Consider the following 17,415-nt stretch of genomic DNA (forward strand, 5'->3'; position numbering starts at 1 on the left):
CAGCACCACCGGCCACACACGCCACACGTTGCCCAACCGTCGGGGTATCCACCCCGACAGCCCACATATAACCGGGACGAATACGCCCACCCACGACAATTATTGACGCGAGACCCCTGAGCCATCCCGGTTGTATCGGCGTGCGGCCGACCGCGACGTCAACATCCCTCGAAATCGGGATCGTCCCAGTACTCATCGCCGCCGATGTCACCCTCGTCATCCCCGTTGGGCGTGTCATCGACATCCGGATCACCGTCGACTGCGGCGTCGATCTCTGCGACGAGTTCGCGTGGACCGGCAAGGGCCTTGAGGTGCTCGCGGCGGCGAACCAGATCAGTGATCGTCTCGGCGGCGTCCTTCCACTCGAACATCACGCGGTTGTAGGACATGCGCAGCGGAATGTAACCGAGCCGATGGGCGATCTCGTCACGCAGACGATCCGCCTCGCGTTGCTCGGGCGACTTGTCGTGAAACTCGATGCTGTCGATCTCGACGATCAGACGGTCGCCGATGAGGAAGTCAACGTGCCCCAGACCGACGATCTTCACTTGTATATCGAACCTGAGGCCCATCGCCCGGAAACGAAGCCGAACGATGCTCTCCGTACCCGATTGTGCTCGGCCGTCGCAGAGTTCGAGCAGGTCACGAATGTCGAGGGGCGCCGTGGCGAAGATCGCCACCAAGTCGGCCATGTCGAGAAGATCCTGGTTCAAGATGGAGTCGCACGCTGCCACGATCCCTTCGGCGTCGAGGCACCGCAGTGCGTGCCGAAGTGCCGTCGGGATGTCGTCGAGCGGGTAGATCTCGGGTTCGGGGCCACTGAACTGTTTGCAGAATCGTCGTCCACCGGCGTTGTGCGCCGCCTTCCGGGCGCGCACGTGCGCGCGGTTTCCTCGTGCGACGACCCAGATGCCGTGCAGATCCAAGGCGGTCACACACGAGCACACCCCGCCCGCCGACACCGCCTGGACCACCAGCGGATGCGCGTATCCGGTGGCGTACCACCCGCGCCGGAGCAGGTGCAGATCACCACCTCGGACCATGCGCGCGACCTGCGCCTGACTGAATCCCCGACGCGACAGTTCCGTCCACGAAAACACTCCGCGCCAGTGATCTTGTGCGAGTTCGAGATTGGCAAGACTCATGGCGGTGAGTGTGCCGCTCCGGACGACATCACCGCGGCGTCACAGCTCCCGCACGGGCGAATCTGTGGATCGATTGCCCTCTGTGGACAACGCCTCCGGTCACCGGCCGATAACCGACATGACCCGATCGGCAAGCGCCTGCTGTCCGGTGGCGTTGGGGTGCAGGGTGATCCGTGCGGAGCTTCCCTGCTGGGGTTCGATCCACCGATCGGCCCCGGCGCAGGCGTCGTGTCCCTCGGAGGCCGGCGCCATGTCGACGAAGGTGGCACCGGTGTCGTCGGCGGCGTGGCGGACGGCGTCATTGAGGGTCGCCTGCAGGTCGCGCAGGTATCCGACGTCACCGGCGGCGACCTGCATCGTCGGGTAGCAGCCGTCGGCGGCGGGAAGAATCCACGGGTAGCCGACGATGACGACCCGCGCGTTCGGTGCCTGCTCACGGATCTGGCGCAGCACGTCGGTGAGGGCCGGGCGGATCTCGTCGTCGATGGGTGCGGTCAACTCGTCGCCGTAGCGGTTGCGGCATGGTGATCCGACGCCGCCGGTCGCGCGGCCGAGGTCGCTGCACTTGCTGACGGCGCCGCCGTAGGTGTTCTCGTCGTTGCCGCCGAGCATCATCGTCACCAGTCGGGTGTCGGGGCCGAGGGCGTCGAGTTGTGGGCCGATGCCGTAGTACTGGTCGGTGGTGAGGTCGGCGGTCGTCGCGCCCGCGCAACTCACGTCGTCTATCGCGAGGTCGCGTCGCTGCGCGATCAGGTGGCCGAAGTTGAGCGCGGAGCGCTGACACAGGAAGGGCGATCCGCCGACCACCGGGAGCACGCCGGTGCCCGCGGCGTAGCTGTCGCCGAGGTGGACGTAGGCGGCGCCCGGGTCGGCCGGCGCGGTGCTCGAGGACGCGGCACTCGGGGCCGTCATACCCGATGACGTCGATGGTGTTGCGGTGCTTCCGGTTTCGCGGGCGCAGCCGACGATCCCGAGCAGCGCGACCGCGAGGAGGGTGAGCGAGCGCAGCCACCTCATGCGTCGGCACCCAGCATCATCAGCAGCAGTTCGGCGCGGGTCCGAGCGTCGGTGAGGTCGATGCCGAGCATGTCCTCGATCCGCTCGACCCGGCTGCGCAGAGTATGCCGATGCACACCGATCGTCGTCGCGGCCGCGCCCCAGTTGCCGTTGGCCTCGAGGAACGCCAGCAGGCTCGCCTCCAGCCCGGCGCCCTGTTCGCGATCATGCTCGATGATCGGGCGCAGGCGGTGGCTTCGACTGTCGGCCAGCACATCTCGGATCTCGGGGATGCCGAGCAGTGATCGGGCAGCCGCGAGATCGACGAGCTGGCCGGTGGCGGCGGAGCGCGCGGCGAGCCGTGCGTGGGCCACCGACTCGGCGATCGCGTCCGGGCGCGGGGCTCCGTCGGCGTCGGCGAGGGCGACGGCCGGTCCGATCCCACCCCGCAATAGTCCGTGCGCGACAAGGAGATTCAGCATTCCGACGGCGACGTCCACATGGTCGTCGCCGTCGAGGAGCACCACCACCTCGGCGCAGTCGCAGAAGACGAACACCGGTCGCCATCGGCTCTCGAGTTCGTCGGCGAGGCGGTCGGCACCACGGCGGGCGGACACGTCGTCGGCGAAGGTGTACACGACGGCGCGGACGCGGCCGTCGGGGGTGGCGACACGCTCGAGGATCGACAGCGCGGTGGCGCCGATGACGCCGTCGAGGGCATTGCCGAGGACGTCGGATTGCACGCGGGCGATGTCGCGGCGGACGTCGCGAGGCTTGGCGTATTCGATCGCCAGCAGTGACACGGCATGTCCGACGAGCATCCGTGCGACCTCGTCGAGCGTCGGTCCGACGACCCCGAGAAAGCCGAATGTGGTTGTCGACGAGCCTATCCGGGCGAGGGTGACGGTGGCATCATCGGTCACCACGACCGCGCCGGCCGACGCGGGGTCGCGGGCGGCGAGGGTGCGAACGTGGTCGAGGTCGGCGGGGGCCGCAGCGCCGCCGGGTGCGGCCGCCACCTCGGCGTGGGCGGCGTCGAGCAGGATCACGCGGCTCGCGACGGCGTCGGCGAGTTCGGAGATGACCGCGGCCGGGCCGCGTGCGACCGCCGCGCGGGTCATCCTCGGCTGGGCGCGGGTGGCCGCGACCAGGCGTGCCGAGCGTCCCGCGGCGATGTGGTCGAGCACGGCCCGGGTGATGGCGGAGAACGGGATGTGCCAGGGCACCTCGAACAACGGGAGACCCACGCGGTCGGCGGCGGCGCAGATCTCGGGCGGAATCTCCTCGTAGCCGAGGCCGACGCCGAATCCGATGGCGGCGATGCCTACTTCGGCGAGCGATTCCACGTATTGCTCGCGGAGCGGCGGGTCGTCGGGAAGGCGGAGGCCGGTGGTCAGCAGCACTTCCCCACCGACCATCCAGTCGGCGGCGGTGACCAACTCGGAGCTCACCGCGCAGTCCATCGGCCGGTCGAGGCCGTCGGCGCCACCCCGTAACTCGAGTTCCAGGCGGCGTTGAGCGAGAAGCCAGCGGACCGACGTCGACATCCCCCCACCGTACGCGAACTGGACAAAATGGCGTGCACTTCGCAGATCGTTCGACAAACCGTCAGGCGCATGCGGCGCGGGATTGGGCGAAGACTGGGCATACCGCGTTTGCGCTCCGCATATCCACCACAATCTCCACGAGGTGAGCCCCATGACCAGCACCACGACCGAGATCGCCTACCGCCTTCCGCAGGAGCGGCGGCTGGTGACCGAACTGCCCGGCCCGCGGTCGCGGGAGCTGGGCGCGCGGCGCGCGACGAGCGTCGCCGCCGGCGTGAGTTCGATCCTGCCGACCTATGCCGTCGACGGCGATGGCGGCGTTCTCGTCGACGTCGACGGCAACTCGCTGATCGACCTGGGGTCGGGCATCGCGGTGACCTCGGTCGGGTCGGCCAATCCGGCGGTGGCGGCGGCGGTCGCCGATCAGGCGGGGCACCTCATCCACACCTGCTTCATGGTCGCGCCGTACGAGGGGTACGTGGAGATCGCGGAGAAGCTCAACGCGCTGACGCCCGGTGACCACGACAAGCGCACCGCGCTGTTCAACTCGGGGGCCGAGGCGGTGGAGAACGCGGTGAAGATCGCGCGTCTGGCCACCGGCCGGAACGCGGTGGTCGCCTTCGATCACGCCTACCACGGGCGGACGAATCTGACGATGGCGTTGACCGCCAAGAACATGCCGTACAAGCAGGGTTTCGGGCCGTTCACCCCCGAGGTGTATCGGATGCCGATGAGTTATCCGCTGCGCGATCAGTTCGGCGACGACGGTGTAGCCGCGGCCGAGCACGTGATCTCGCTGATGTCGACGCAGATCGGTGCAGGCCAACTGGCCGCGGTGATCATCGAACCCATTCAGGGTGAGGGTGGATTCATCGTTCCCGCACCGGGTTTCCTGCCGACGCTGGTGGCGTGGTGCCGAGAGAACGGTGTGGTCTTCATCGCCGACGAGGTACAGGCCGGGTTCGCCCGCACCGGATCGTGGTTCGCGTGCGACGACGAGGCCATCGTCCCCGATCTGATGACGATGGCCAAGGGTATCGCCGGCGGCATGCCTCTCGCCGCAGTCACCGGCCGCGCCGAACTGATGGATGCGGTGCACCCCAGCGGCCTCGGTGGTACCTACGGCGGGAACCCGGTGGCGTGCGCGGCGGGCATCGCCGCGATCGATCAGATGCAGACCCTCGATCTCGCCGGGCGGGCCCGCCGGATCGAGGAGATCGTCCGCGAGACATTCTCGTCGCTGGCCGATGAGCTTGCTGCGCAGGGCAAGCCGGTGATCGGTGAGGTCCGTGGACGTGGTGCGATGATCGCGATCGAGCTGGTGACACCGGATGCGCCGCGCGCGTCGAACCACAATCCTGCGCTGACCAAGGCGGTGGCCGCCGCATGCCACGCCGCCGGCGTCGTGATCCTCACCTGCGGAACGTTCGGCAACGTGATCCGGCTGCTCCCGCCGCTGGTGATCGGCGAGGACCTGCTCCGTGAGGGATTGTCCGTACTGTGTGAGGCCATCAAGAACAACGCCTGAGGAGGCCGAGTCGATGTACCCGCTTGATCCGCTGTCATCCGACGAATTCCGCAGTGTCACCGCCCTGTTGGCGGCCGAACAGGGGGTCGGCGACGGATGGCGTTATGCCTCCATCGAATTGGCCGAACCGTCCAAGGCCGAGCTCGCCGCCTTCGACGCCGACGGCACGGTGCCGCCGCGGCGCGCGGTGGTGGTGTGCTTCAACACCGGGGACAACCTCACCTACAAGTCATTTGTCTCACTGTCGGATTCGGCGGTGGAGTCGTTCGACGCCATCCCCGGCGTCCAGGCGAATTTCACCGTCGACGAGTTCGAGGAATGCGACCGCGTGCTGCGCGCACATCCCGATGTCCAGGCGGCACTGGCCGCTCGTGGCATCACCGATCTGGATCGGGTGTTCATGGACACCTGGACCTACGGCGGGGCACTGATCCCCGAGGAGTACCGAGGCCGGCGGCTCGGCTGGTCGGACACCTGGGTCAAGGATGCCGAGGGCACCAACCCGTATGCGAATCCCGTTCCGGGACTTCACTGCGTGATCGACGTGAACACGATGGAGCTGCTGCGCATCGAGGACACCGGCGGATTCGAGACGCCGGAGGTGATGGGTGAGTATGTGCCGCGGCACATTCCGCAGCGCATCCGCGACACATTCGCGCGGCCGGAGCTGAAGCCCTTGGAGATCACCCAGCCCGACGGACCGTCGTTCGAGTTGGACGGCAACAAACTCACCTGGCAGAACTGGTCCCTGCGAGTGGGTTTCAACTATCGCGAGGGCATGACCCTGCATCAGGTGAGTTACCGCGACGGTGGCCGAGATCGGTCGGTGGCGCATCGACTGAGTTTCGCGGAGATGGTGGTGCCCTACCGGGATCACTGCGAAGACCATTACCGCCGTACCGCTTTCGACATCGGCGAATGGGGCCTCGGCTTCATGACGACGTCGCTGGAGTTGGGCTGCGACTGCCTTGGCGAGATCCGCTACCTCGATGCGGTGCTGCACAACAGCGCCGGTGAGCCGTACACCATCACCAACGCCATCTGCATTCACGAAGAGGACAACGCGGTCCTGTGGAAGCATGTCGACCACGACGCCGGCGCCGAGGTCCGTCGCATGCGTCGCCTGACGGTGAGTTTTCATGTAACCGTGGCCAATTACGAGTATCTGGTGTACTGGCGGTTCTATCAGGACGGCAACATCGAGTGTGAGGTACGGGCCACCGGGATCATGGTGACCACTCCGATGCCGCCGGGGGTGCTCTCCAATCCGCACGGCACGACCATCGACAACCGCACGTATGCGCCGTTCCACCAGCACTTCCTGGTGGCACGCATGGATCTCGACATCGACGGCACCGACAACACGGTGTTCGCATCCGAGACCGTCGCCGAACCGATGGGACCCGGGAATCCGCTGGGATTATCTCTGGTGCACACGAATACGGCACTGCGCACCGAACAGGACGGGATGCAGGACCCGGATTTCGCCACCCAGAAGAGCTGGAAGGTGGTCAACACCAACGTCACCACCGGCCTCGGCGCGCATCCGGCGTACAAGCTGACACCGACCGGCGCGTTCCCCGCGATGTTCGATCCGGCGTCACCGATCTTCCAGCGCGCCACCGTGATCGGACACACCCTGTGGGTGACACCGAACAGCGCCGACGAGCGTTGGCCGGCCGGGGAATTCGTCAACCAGTCCGACCGGGACACCGGGATGGCGGAGTGGACCAAGAACAATCGTCCGATCGAGAACACCGATGTGGTGCTGTGGTATGTCTTCGGCATCCATCACATCACCCGGCCGGAGGACTGGCCGGTGATGCCCGTCGACGTGGTGTCGTTCTGGCTCAAGCCGTTCGGGTTCTTCGACCGCAATCCCTCACTCGACGTCGCACCGAGTCCGTCGTCGCACTGCCATTCTGAAGGGACACACCATGACCACCACTGATGTGATCGACACCCAGGCCATTCTCGACGGCGTACCCACCGGTTTGTGGATCGGTGGCGAGGAGGTGCCCGCATCCGACGGCGGCACCTTCACCGTCTACGACCCCGCCACCGAGGAACCGTTGACGCAGGTCGCCGACGCGACGGTGGCCGACGCGGCCCGCGCCCTCGACAAGGCCGCCGCGGTGGCGGCCGACTGGGCGGCGACCCCGGCCCGCGAGCGCAGCGAGATCCTGCGTCGCGCTTTCGAATTGGTGGCCTCGCGAGCCGATGACCTCGCGATGCTGATGACCCTCGAACTCGGCCGCGCCCTCCCGGACAGCGTCTCCGAGGCCAAGTACGGCAACGAGTTTCTCCGCTGGTTCGCCGAGGAGGCGGTCCGCATCGACGGGCGGTTCACCCACTCGCCGGCCGGCACCGGCCGGATCCTGGTGACGCACGGGCCGGTTGGACCGTGCCTGGCGATCACGCCGTGGAATTTTCCGCTCGCCATGGGTACCCGCAAGATCGGTCCGGCACTCGCGGCCGGGAATGTGATGGTGGTGAAGCCCGCGCACGAGACGCCGTTGACGATGTTGGTCCTCGCCGAGATCTTCGCCGAGGCCGGCCTGCCGGCGGGGGTGTTGTCGGTGCTGCCGACGATGAATGCACGGGAGGTGTCCTCGGCGATCATCACCGACGACCGGATCCGCAAGATCAGCTTCACCGGATCGACCCCGGTGGGCCGAAACCTGTTGGGGCAGGCCGCCGAACGGGTGCAGCGCACCTCCATGGAACTCGGCGGCAACGCGCCGTTCCTGGTTTTCGACGACGCCGACATCGACAAGGCGGTCGAGGGTGCGTTCATGGCGAAGATGCGCAACGGCGGTGAGGCATGCACGGCTGCGAACCGGTTCCTGGTGCAGTCCGGGGTGGTCGAGGAGTTCACCGAGAAGCTGACCGAGAAGATGTCGGCGGTGCGGATGGGGCCCGGTTACCACGACGGGGTGACCCTGGGCCCGCTGGTCAGCGCCGCGCAGCGGGACAAGGTCGCCGAGGCGGTCGAGACCGCGGTCGCCCACGGTGGCCGGGTTCGGTTGGGCGGCAAGGCCCCCGACGGCAAGGGGTACTTCTACCCGGCGACCGTCATCGATCAGGTGGATGCCTACGCCCCGGTCACCCGCGGCGAGATCTTCGGCCCGGTGGCCGTCATCAGCTCCTTCGACTCCGAGGACGAGGCCATCCGTGCGGCCAACTCGACCGAGTACGGTTTGGCGGCCTACTTCTTCAGCCGCGACCTGGACCGCTGCATGCGGGTGGCGTCGGCGTTGGACTCCGGGATGGTGGGCGTCAATCGCGGCGTGATGTCGGATGTGGCAGCACCGTTCGGCGGTGTCAAGCAGTCGGGCATCGGACGTGAGGGTGCCGCCGAAGGCATCGACGAGTACCTGACGGTCAAGTACGTGGCCCTCACCCCCTAGGCGGCCGGCGAGTGGGCGCCCATTCCCATTGAGTGGGCGCCCTTTCTCGTCGAGTGGGTATCAGCTGTAGTAGCCGCCGCGCTGATGTATCGCCTCGGCGATCTCGGCGATGAGACCCATGGGGTCGCTGGTCATCCGCTTGTTGTTGGCGCGGATCACCTTCCACTGCAGCCGGTTTGATTCGGCATCTCGCGCCGCGTCCCTCGCCTGTTGCTCCGGCGACGAATGATAGTCCTCGCCGTCGTACTCGATTGCGATTTTCAGGTCGGGATACGCCCAGTCATGGCGAGCGACCAGGATTCCGTACTCGTTGAACACCTCGCACTGGGCCACCGGCGTCGGCAATCCGCAGTCGTGCATGAACAGCCCCGTCGAACTCTCGCGGGGCGATTCACGGAGGGGATTGACGAGTGGGACCAACCCCCTCACCTGTCGCACATGACGAGTTCGCTTCTGGGATTTGGCGTACTCCGCGAGCTCGTCCAGGTCGAACCCGGTGGCGGCGGCGAGCGTATCCAGGTGTCCGATCGCCCGCATTCGCGGCTGGATCCGTCCCACGTCGAAGGCGGTGCGGATCGGTGAGGTGACCGCGATTCCGTCGATCGTAACGATGTGTTCTGCCGGTAGGTCCAGTCGCCACGTGGTCGTCCCGAGAGCAGGGCGACCGGACGCGGTGATGCCGCGGATGAGAACGACCTCGAAGCCGGCGTCGAACCACTTCGCGCCGTGCATCACCATTGCCGCCTGCCCGGCAACGACCGGATTGCCCTGCGCCTGGGATGCGATCGCGACAATGCGTTCGCGAGCGGTCATCAGCTCCGCTCGACTGATGTGCGCGCCGCCACGCACGCGACGGAACTCGGCGGCGAAACGTTCCGCGGACATCCCGACGACGGACATGGCGTCCTGACGAGTGATCAGCGATGGCGGGGAGGTGGAATCTTCGATTGTCATGCCGAGTTGGACGCAGCGCGCGGCCATTCGGTTCCACCATTGGGTCAGATTCCGCCGAGCCAGGTACGTCAGCAGTTGTACGGCGAGCCCACTCGACGTCGAACGGCGCCCACTCGACGAAATACAGCGCCCACTCGACGAAATACGACGCACACTCGACGAAATACAGCGCCCACTCGACGAGAAACGGCGCCCACTCGACGAAAAGCGAGGGGCGCCGTTCGGCGTTGGAGCGCGTCAGGGTACGCGCGTAACGTCAGCGCAGCAGCGCGCGGCTCATGACGACGCGCTGAATCTGGTTGGTGCCCTCGTAGATCTGGGTGATCTTGGCATCACGCATCATGCGCTCGACCGGGAAGTCGCGGGTGTATCCGGCGCCGCCGAAGAGCTGCACGGCATCGGTGGTGACCTCCATGGCGACGTCGGAGGCGAAGCACTTCGACGCCGACGAGATGAAGCCGAGGTTCTTCTCGCCGCGCTCGGCGCGGGCGGCGGAGGTGTAAACCATCAGGCGGGCGGCCTCGACCTTCATCGCCATGTCGGCGATCATGAATTCGACACCCTGGAAGCTCGAGATCGGCTTGCCGAACTGCTTGCGCTCCTTGACATATGCGATGGCCTTGTCGAGCGCGCCCTGCGCGATGCCGACGGCCTGCGCGCCGATGGTCGGCCGGGTGTGGTCGAGGGTCTGCAGGGCGGTCTTGAAGCCGGTGCCCTCATCGCCGATGATGCGGTCCTCGGGGATCGTGCAGTCCTCGAAGTAGAGTTCGGCGGTGGGGCTGCCCTTGATGCCGAGCTTCTTCTCCAGCGGGCCGACGGTGAAGCCGGGATCGTCCTTGTGCACCATGAATGCGGAGATGCCGTTGGCCTTCTTCTCCGGATCGGTCACGGCCATGACGGTGTACCAGGATGACTTGCCGCCGTTGGTGATCCAGCACTTGGACCCGTTGAGTACCCAGTTGCTGCCGTCCTTGCGGGCGCGGGTCTTCATGCCTGCGGCGTCGGAGCCGGCCTCACGTTCGGACAGTGCATAGGAGGCCATCGCCTCGCCGGAGGCGATGGACGGCAGAACCTGCTTCTTGAGCTCGTCGGAGCCGTTGAGGATCAGGCCCATGGTGCCGAGCTTGTTGACGGCGGGGATCAGCGACGACGACGCACACACGCGGGCGACCTCTTCGATCACGATGCACGCGGCCACCGAGTCGGCGCCCTGACCGTCGTACTCCTCGGGAACGTGGATGGCGTTGAATCCGGAGGCGACGAGCGCGTCGAGGGCCTCCTGCGGGAACCGCGCCTCTTCGTCGACGACGGCGGCGTAGGGCTCGATCTCCTTCTCCGACAGCGCGCGAATCGCCTCTCGCAGGGCGATGTGCTCCTCGGGGAGCTCGAAAACGTTGAACTCGGGATTACCAAAACCCATGTCGACCCTCCGGCCATGTCGGGCACTGCGTGCCAGTGATGTCACTTCGGTACAGTTCACCATGGCACGCAGTGCCATGTCAATGAACGGTCCCCACTATTGTCCCTGCTTGCGGTCAACGGCACGCAGTTGTCGACGAACCTGCTCGGCGACGACGTCCGGGTCGGCGCCGGCGGGATAGGTCACCACCGCGATCGCACCGGCGGCGGATCCAGCCGCATCGCGCGCCCGGTGATCGGCACCGAGTGCCGTGCGCACCTCGGCCAGTTCGGCACGCAACCGCTGCAGGGTCGCATCCGTGTCCCCGCGGATCATCGACCGCAGCAGAAAGTTGTGCACCGCGGTGACCGCGGAGGCGAACGCGACGATGTGAACCGCCGACGCGCCGGGGACCACGCGTCGCAGGTACTCCTCGAAAACGCGCTGGTAGCGGTAGGTGGTGACGAGCTCGCGGTCCCGCAGTGCCGGGACCCGTGAGACCACATGTAACCGGCGGACCGCGAGGTCGCGCGTCGCGAGGAAATGGGTGAAAACGATCTCGGCGGCCGCGCACACCACGGTCCACGGGTCGCCGGCATCGAGTGCCTCATCCGGAGCGAACTCGTCGGCCGACAACCGCTCGGTCACCTGCGCCAGCAACGCCTCGTGGTCGGCGAAGATCATGTCCTCTTTGGAGCGGAACTGCCGGAACAGGGTGCGGCGCGACACCCCGGCGGCCGCGGCGATCTGGTCGACGGTGGTCGACTCGTAACCGTTCTCGCTGAACAGCCGGATCGACTCGGCGACCACCAGGGTCCGCAGATCGTCCGGCTCGCCGATCGTGTCACTCGGTGCCATGGCATCACAGTGTGGCTCACCGAACGCCGCAGCGGTAGGGCGGCCGAATGAATCACGGCGTCGCGCGGTGCCTCCGCGCCCCGGAGATGATCAGATCGAGGGCGACACATCCCCATCGTCAGCAGGAGTCGGCACCGTGAGCGGTCCTGAAGTCACCGGCGCTACCCACGCACAGGGTCACCGACCGCACACCTCATTGAGCGATCGCCCTTCGCTGACCACCGCGCCTCCGACGATGATCCGTACCACCTCGACCGCCGCGGCCGATCTGGCATCGCGGGCCGCACGCGCGGTGGCCTTCGGCAATCCCGTACGCGCGGCGACACAGTTCGGCGTTCCGGTCGCCATCGGTGTCGCCACGGTGGCGAGTGGCGTACTGGTCGGCGAGACGACGAACTCCCTGCCGGCGGCCTTCCCGATCATCGTCATCGGAATCACGCTCATCTACCTCGGCGTCGCCAATGTGGCGCTTCCCTACCTGCAGACGCGCAACACCTGGAAGCGCTTCGCGCCCAGGACAACTCCCCTGATGGCCGAATTCGGTCCGGCGCACATCATGTTCATGGCGGGCGGGATCACCACCACCGTGGATCTGACCAGCGTTGCCACCGCATGCATTCGGCGCGACATGCTGTTCATCCGAACGACACAAGCGGTCTCCATGCTCATTCCACTGGACATGGTGCCCACCTCGGTATCACAGAAGTTGCTGTCGCGCAGCTGATGTCGCTATTGGGCGGCATCCTTGCGCAGCTCGAACTTGAGCACCTTGCCGGTGGAGGTGCGTGGCAGGTCGTCGGCGATGACGATGTCGCGGGGCACCTTGTAGCCGGCGAGCAGGGTCTTGGCATAGGCGATGAGGTCGTCGGTCGCCAGCGTCGCACCCGGTTTCAGCAGCACGTAGGCGCGGGGCCGTTCCCCCCACTTCTCGTCGGGCACACCGATGACCGCGACGTCGAGCACCGCGTCGTGACTGACGAGGACCTGCTCCACCTCGATGGTGGAGATGTTCTCACCACCGGAGATGATGATGTCCTTGGCCCGGTCGCGCAGCTGGATATAGCCGTCGGGGTGCATCACGCCGAGATCGCCGGTGTGAAACCAGCCGCCCGCGAACGCTTCTCGGGTGGCGTCGGGATCCTTGAAGTATCCGGCCATCACGTTGTTGCCGCGGAGCACGATCTCGCCCATCGTCTCGCCGTCGGCGGGCACGTCGGTCAGCGGCAGGGTGCCCTGCGCCACCACGCGCGCATCCTCGGCCTGCACCATGCCGACTCCCTGCCGCGACAACTTGGTGGCACGCTCGGCCGGTGCGAGATCGTCCCAGGCGTCCTGGTACTCGCAAATCGTGTACGGCCCATACACTTCGGTGAGTCCGTAGACGTGCACGACGGTAATGCCGAGCGCCTCGAGTTGACCGATGACCGTCGGACTCGGCGGCGCTCCGGCGGTGGTGATGTGCAGCGGCCGGTCCAGTCGATGGGCGCGAGGCGATCCGGCGATCGTGGTGCATACCGTTGGCGCGCCGCACATGTGGGTGACGCCCAGATCGTCGATCGCATCCCACACCGCGTCGGCCCGCACCGCACGCAGGCAGACGTGGGTGGCCGATGCCTGGGTGACCGCCCACGGTGTGCACCAGCCGTTGCAGTGGAACATCGGCAACGTCCAGAGGTAGCGGCTGTGGCCGGTGAACTCGTTGTGGAAGGTCTCACCGAAGGAGTTCAGATACGCCCCGCGGTGGGTGTACATGACGCCCTTGGGTTTTCCGGTGGTACCGGAGGTGTAGTTGATGGTGATGACGGTGTTCTCGTCGTCGACGGTCCACGGGATCGGCGTCGGATCGAGATCGTCGGCGCGCGTGAGGAAGTCGGGGTAGGACTCGAGTCCCGGGATTCCGGATGCCGCGACATCACCAGGGACGGTGCCGAATTCGGCGTCGACGATCTCGACGGTGGTGGTCAGCTCCGGCACCTGGTCGACGATCAGCGACACCGTGTGCCGGAACTCCGCGTCGAAGAACAGGGTCGTGACGCCGGCGTGGTTGAGGATGTAGACCAGCTCGGGTCCGGCCAGCCGGGAGTTCAGGGCGACGAGCACCCCACCGGCCAGCGGCACCGCGTAATGCGCGACCAGCATCTCGGGGACGTTCGGGGTGAGGTAGGCGATCCGCTCCCCCGGCCCGATCCGGTCGGCCAGGATACGGGCCAGTCGCTGCACCTCGTCGGCGAACTCGGCGTAGGTGGCGCTGCGCTGTCCGTAAATGACGGCGGTGCGGTCGGGGAACACCTGGGCCGACCGTTCCAGGAACCGCAGAGGTGTCATCTCGGAACGGTTGGCGGTGCCACTGTCGATGCGGCCGAACTCGGCGTCGAGGTCGGTGGTGGGTGGGGCGGTCACATCCGGCACGGACATCGGTTTCTCCTGGTCGGGTCGCGGTGCGGCGGGCCGGTGATGCCCGCGACGTTTTGTCGCCTTCCACGGTATGGATCACACTGGAGGTTGCACCACCCCCGGAAGTGGGTGGTTTTGCCCGCAGGAGGTGACCACATGGCCGCAGCGATCAGATCCGGGACGATCGACACCCGCCGACCCGACGACACCGACGCCGTGCGCGCGTCACTGCGTGCCGCGGGCCGCGCCACCGTCCTGCCGGTGCTGTTCGGCGGCGTCGTCGATGACCGCGGGGCGGTGCTGTCCGGGTTCGTCGGTACGCGCAGCGTCATCCTGCGGGATCTGCTGATCTCGGCCGACTGCGGCCTGGGTGGGCGGACCATCGCCGAACGACGCGCCGGCGCGGTATCGGACTACTTCACCTCCACCGAGATCACCCACGATTACGACCGTGAGGTGTCCGGGGAGGGCATCGAGTCGTTGATCGCGGCACCGGCGGTGGTCGACGGCAGGACGCGGGCGGTGCTCTACGGCGGCCTGCGCAGTCCCGAACGGATCGGCGATCGGGTAATCGCCAGGATGGTCGGCACCGCGCGGCAACTCGCTCACGAGATCGAGGTACGTGACGAGGTGGATCGCCGTGTGGCGCAGCTGAATCGGGTCGAACCGACCGAGCCGCAGGTCCCCGCCACGGTCGCCGACGCCATCGTGGAGAGCTATGTCGCGTTGCGGGAGATCGCCGCGACCACGACCGACGAGGCGCTGGCCCGCCGGTTGCGCGACGTCGAGGAGCGGTTGCGGGGCCTGGGTTCGCGGCCGACGTGTGCGGTGACGCTCTCGCCACGCGAACGCGATGTGCTCGCCCATCTCGCGTTGGGATGCGCCAACGCCGAGATCGCCGAGCGGCTGTCGTTGCGGCCGGAGACCATCAAGAGTTACGTCCGCAATCTGATGGGCAAGCTCGAGGTGCACAATCGGCGCGAAGCGGTCGTGACGGCGCGTCGGATGGGGTTGCTGCCGTAGCGTCGCGCCGGTGTTGGCCCGTGTCCGCGCCGCAGCGCAACGCCACGATCCATCGAAAGCGGCAAGCCACGGAGTCCGGATACGTACCGTGGAGGAATGTCCACACCCACGCAATCGCCCGCCAATCCCGACGACACCACCAGCACCACCACGACGGTCGCCGCGGGGGACGTGCCGTCACCGCACGACGACGACGCCATCAACGACGCCACCCGCGATCTGCTGGTCGAGGGTTTGCGCCGCACACTCGACGGCCGCTGGGCTGCGACCCGGGACATGGTGCGCGAGTTGTCCGACCGCTCCGATCTGCTACCCGATCCGTCGTTGACGCTCGACGAGGCACGTGAGCGGATTCTCGGTGAGATGCGGGAACTGGCGTCGCACGGCTTCGCCGGCGCGGGCTTCGCCGCCGACCACGGCGGCACCGGCGACATCGGTGCGTCGATCACCGCGATCGAGATGCTCGGCTACGCCGACCTGTCGTTGATGGTGAAATCCGGTGTGCAGTGGGGACTTTTCGGTGGTGCCGTCGAAAAACTCGGTACCGCAAGGCATCACGACCGCTACGTCGCCGACATCATCTCGCTGGATCTGCTGGGCTGCTTCGCGATGACCGAGACCGGTCACGGCTCCAATGTGCAGGCCCTGGAGACCAGCGCGACCTATGACCCGCAGACGCGGGAATTCGTGGTGACTTCGCCCACGCCGTCGTCGCGCAAGGATTACATCGGCGGCGCCGCCCAGCATGCGACGGTGGCGGCGGTATTCGCGCAGCTGATCACCGCCGGACCCGGGGAAGAGCCGGAAAGCCACGGGGTGCACTGCTTTGTGGTGCCCATTCGCGACGCCGACGGCAACGATCTGCCCGGCGTCACCACCAGCGACTGCGGATACAAGGGTGGCCTCGCGGGCGTCGACAACGGGCGCATCACCTTCGACGACGTGCGCATCCCGGCGGAGAACCTGCTCAACCGCTACGCCGACGTGGACGCCGACGGCACCTACCGCTCCCCTATCGAGAACTCCAACCGGCGCTTCTTCACCATGCTCGGCACCCTGATCCGCGGCCGGGTGTCGGTGGCCGCGACGGCGGGTGCCGCGGGCCGTAAGGCACTGGCGCTGGCGACCCGTTATGGCTTGGTACGCAAGCAGTTCGAGGCCCCCGACAGCGACTCGGAGATCACCGTCCTGGACTACCTGGGGCATCAGCGGAAGTTGTTGCCGCTCATCGCGAAGTCGTATGCGATCGCGTGCACGCAGAACGAGCTGACCGCCGAACTGCATGAGGTACAGTCGGCCGCGCCGGATGATTCCGACGCCGGGCGGCAACGTGAACTCGAGGGCGCCGCAGCCGGTTTGAAGGCGTACGCCACCTGGCACGCCTCCCACGCCATCAACGTCAGTCGCGAAGCATGCGGCGGTGCAGGCTATCTCGACGAGAATCAGATCGCGATCATCCGTGGCGACATCGACGTGTTCACCACCTTCGAGGGCGACAACACCGTCCTGACCCAGTTGGTGGCCAAGGAGTTGCTGTCGGCGTATGCCGATGACGTGCAAGGCCTTTCGGCGGGCGGATGGGTGCGGTTCATCGCCGGCATGGCGCGCGACGTCGTCGTCGAGAAGACCGCGGCCCGGCAGGTGGTGCAGACGCTGCTGGAGAGCTCCGACGAGGATCCGGAGAAGTCGAATCTGACCAACCGCGGCACCCAGATCCGCCTGTTCCGCAATCGTGAGGATCATCTGGTGCGGACCTGCGCGCAGCGTCTGCGGCGCGCGTTGGGTGACGACAACGACGCCTTCGAGGTGTTCAACAATGCACAGGATCATCTGCTGAAAGTGGGTCGGGCACATACCGAACGGGTGGTACTGGAGTCGTTCATCGAGGCCATCAACGACTGCGACTCCAAGTCGACCGCGGAACTCCTGGGCAAGGTCTGCGACCTGTTCGTCTACTCGGCGCTCGAGGAGGATCTGTCGTGGTTCCTGATGCACCGACACGTGTCGGTGGAGCGGGCCAAGGCGATCCGGCGCGGCGTCAACGAACTGTGCCTCGAACTGCGGCCGTATGCCGGGGTCCTGGTGGACGCCTTCGGGATCCCGGAGCAGTTGATGGTGGCGCCGATGATCGAGAACGGGTGACCTGTCACCTCGACGAAGC

13 protein-coding genes are annotated in these 17,415 nt (G+C 66.8%); 6 read left to right on the plus strand and 7 right to left on the minus strand.

Translation table 11 applies throughout. From position 1 onward, the window contains the following. Positions 1-158: 158 nt before the first annotated feature. The 3 genes from ACWDPV_RS02020 to ACWDPV_RS02030 form a co-directional block, all read right to left on the minus strand. A complete protein-coding gene (locus tag ACWDPV_RS02020) occupies positions 159-1,145 on the minus strand; it encodes a DUF559 domain-containing protein (RefSeq protein WP_449741561.1) in 987 nt (328 codons plus the stop codon). Between the two features lie 99 nt (positions 1,146-1,244). Further along, positions 1,245-2,162, minus strand: coding sequence for an SGNH/GDSL hydrolase family protein (locus ACWDPV_RS02025; protein WP_449741562.1), 918 nt, complete (start codon positions 2,160-2,162; stop codon positions 1,245-1,247). Further along, positions 2,159-3,688: a PucR family transcriptional regulator gene (locus ACWDPV_RS02030; RefSeq protein WP_449741563.1), complete on the minus strand. Its 1,530-nt coding sequence runs from the start codon at positions 3,686-3,688 to the stop codon at positions 2,159-2,161. The genes ACWDPV_RS02025 and ACWDPV_RS02030 overlap by 4 nt, the downstream gene beginning before the upstream one ends. 151 nt (positions 3,689-3,839) lie before the next feature. Here ACWDPV_RS02030 and gabT point away from each other — a divergent pair, with 151 nt between their 5' ends. The 3 genes from gabT to ACWDPV_RS02045 are packed head-to-tail and all read left to right on the plus strand — an operon-like array spanning position 3,840 to position 8,626. Continuing rightward, positions 3,840-5,216, plus strand: a complete 1,377-nt coding sequence (gabT, locus tag ACWDPV_RS02035) for a 4-aminobutyrate--2-oxoglutarate transaminase (protein WP_449741564.1) — start codon at positions 3,840-3,842, stop codon at positions 5,214-5,216. A 13-nt stretch (positions 5,217-5,229) separates the two neighbouring features. Further along, positions 5,230-7,167: a primary-amine oxidase gene (locus tag ACWDPV_RS02040; protein WP_449741565.1), complete on the plus strand. Its 1,938-nt coding sequence runs from the start codon at positions 5,230-5,232 to the stop codon at positions 7,165-7,167. Continuing rightward, positions 7,154-8,626, plus strand: a complete 1,473-nt coding sequence (locus tag ACWDPV_RS02045; RefSeq protein ID WP_449741566.1) for an NAD-dependent succinate-semialdehyde dehydrogenase — start codon at positions 7,154-7,156, stop codon at positions 8,624-8,626. The genes ACWDPV_RS02040 and ACWDPV_RS02045 overlap by 14 nt, the downstream gene beginning before the upstream one ends. A 60-nt stretch (positions 8,627-8,686) precedes the next feature. On the opposite strand, the gene ACWDPV_RS02050 is transcribed toward ACWDPV_RS02045, so the two are convergent. The 3 genes from ACWDPV_RS02050 to ACWDPV_RS02060 all read right to left on the minus strand — a co-directional run bounded on the left by ACWDPV_RS02050 (position 8,687) and on the right by ACWDPV_RS02060 (position 11,837). Continuing rightward, complete coding sequence (locus tag ACWDPV_RS02050) at positions 8,687-9,580, minus strand: endonuclease domain-containing protein (RefSeq protein ID WP_449741567.1); 894 nt, start codon at positions 9,578-9,580, stop codon at positions 8,687-8,689. A 256-nt stretch (positions 9,581-9,836) separates the two neighbouring features. Then, complete coding sequence (locus ACWDPV_RS02055; protein WP_348805108.1) at positions 9,837-11,000, minus strand: acyl-CoA dehydrogenase; 1,164 nt, start codon at positions 10,998-11,000, stop codon at positions 9,837-9,839. Positions 11,001-11,096: 96 nt separating this feature from the next. After that, the gene (locus ACWDPV_RS02060) at positions 11,097-11,837 is read right to left on the minus strand and encodes a TetR/AcrR family transcriptional regulator (RefSeq protein WP_449741568.1); all 741 of its coding nucleotides are present in this window, start codon (positions 11,835-11,837) and stop codon (positions 11,097-11,099) included. 136 nt (positions 11,838-11,973) lie between these two features. Here ACWDPV_RS02060 and ACWDPV_RS02065 point away from each other — a divergent pair, with 136 nt between their 5' ends. Beyond that, positions 11,974-12,561, plus strand: a complete 588-nt coding sequence (locus tag ACWDPV_RS02065) for a hypothetical protein (protein ID WP_449741569.1) — start codon at positions 11,974-11,976, stop codon at positions 12,559-12,561. Positions 12,562-12,566: 5 nt separating this feature from the next. On the opposite strand, the gene ACWDPV_RS02070 is transcribed toward ACWDPV_RS02065, so the two are convergent. Beyond that, positions 12,567-14,252, minus strand: a complete 1,686-nt coding sequence (locus ACWDPV_RS02070) for an AMP-binding protein (protein WP_449741570.1) — start codon at positions 14,250-14,252, stop codon at positions 12,567-12,569. A 135-nt stretch (positions 14,253-14,387) separates the two neighbouring features. On the opposite strand from ACWDPV_RS02070, the gene ACWDPV_RS02075 reads away from it, so the two are divergent. Further along, entirely contained in the window at positions 14,388-15,254 is an 867-nt protein-coding gene (locus ACWDPV_RS02075; RefSeq protein ID WP_449741571.1) for a response regulator transcription factor, read from the plus strand. A gap of 96 nt (positions 15,255-15,350) precedes the next feature. Beyond that, positions 15,351-17,396: an acyl-CoA dehydrogenase family protein gene (locus ACWDPV_RS02080; protein WP_449741572.1), complete on the plus strand. Its 2,046-nt coding sequence runs from the start codon at positions 15,351-15,353 to the stop codon at positions 17,394-17,396. The last annotated feature ends 19 nt before the right edge of the window (positions 17,397-17,415 follow it).

This window comes from Gordonia sp. NPDC003504 (genome assembly GCF_053587995.1).

Excerpts from the sequence above, each read along its gene's own strand:
- ACWDPV_RS02020 (WP_449741561.1), bottom strand. The coding sequence starts at position 1,145 with ATGAGTCTTGCCAATCTCGAACTCGCACAAGATCACTGGCGCGGAGTG.
- ACWDPV_RS02025 (WP_449741562.1), bottom strand. The coding sequence starts at position 2,162 with ATGAGGTGGCTGCGCTCGCTCACCCTCCTCGCGGTCGCGCTGCTCGGG.
- ACWDPV_RS02030 (WP_449741563.1), bottom strand. The coding sequence starts at position 3,688 with ATGTCGACGTCGGTCCGCTGGCTTCTCGCTCAACGCCGCCTGGAACTC.
- gabT (WP_449741564.1), top strand. The coding sequence starts at position 3,840 with ATGACCAGCACCACGACCGAGATCGCCTACCGCCTTCCGCAGGAGCGG.
- ACWDPV_RS02040 (WP_449741565.1), top strand. The coding sequence starts at position 5,230 with ATGTACCCGCTTGATCCGCTGTCATCCGACGAATTCCGCAGTGTCACC.
- ACWDPV_RS02045 (WP_449741566.1), top strand. The coding sequence starts at position 7,154 with ATGACCACCACTGATGTGATCGACACCCAGGCCATTCTCGACGGCGTA.
- ACWDPV_RS02050 (WP_449741567.1), bottom strand. The coding sequence starts at position 9,580 with ATGACAATCGAAGATTCCACCTCCCCGCCATCGCTGATCACTCGTCAG.
- ACWDPV_RS02055 (WP_348805108.1), bottom strand. The coding sequence starts at position 11,000 with ATGGGTTTTGGTAATCCCGAGTTCAACGTTTTCGAGCTCCCCGAGGAG.
- ACWDPV_RS02060 (WP_449741568.1), bottom strand. The coding sequence starts at position 11,837 with ATGGCACCGAGTGACACGATCGGCGAGCCGGACGATCTGCGGACCCTG.
- ACWDPV_RS02070 (WP_449741570.1), bottom strand. The coding sequence starts at position 14,252 with ATGTCCGTGCCGGATGTGACCGCCCCACCCACCACCGACCTCGACGCC.
- ACWDPV_RS02075 (WP_449741571.1), top strand. The coding sequence starts at position 14,388 with ATGGCCGCAGCGATCAGATCCGGGACGATCGACACCCGCCGACCCGAC.
- ACWDPV_RS02080 (WP_449741572.1), top strand. The coding sequence starts at position 15,351 with ATGTCCACACCCACGCAATCGCCCGCCAATCCCGACGACACCACCAGC.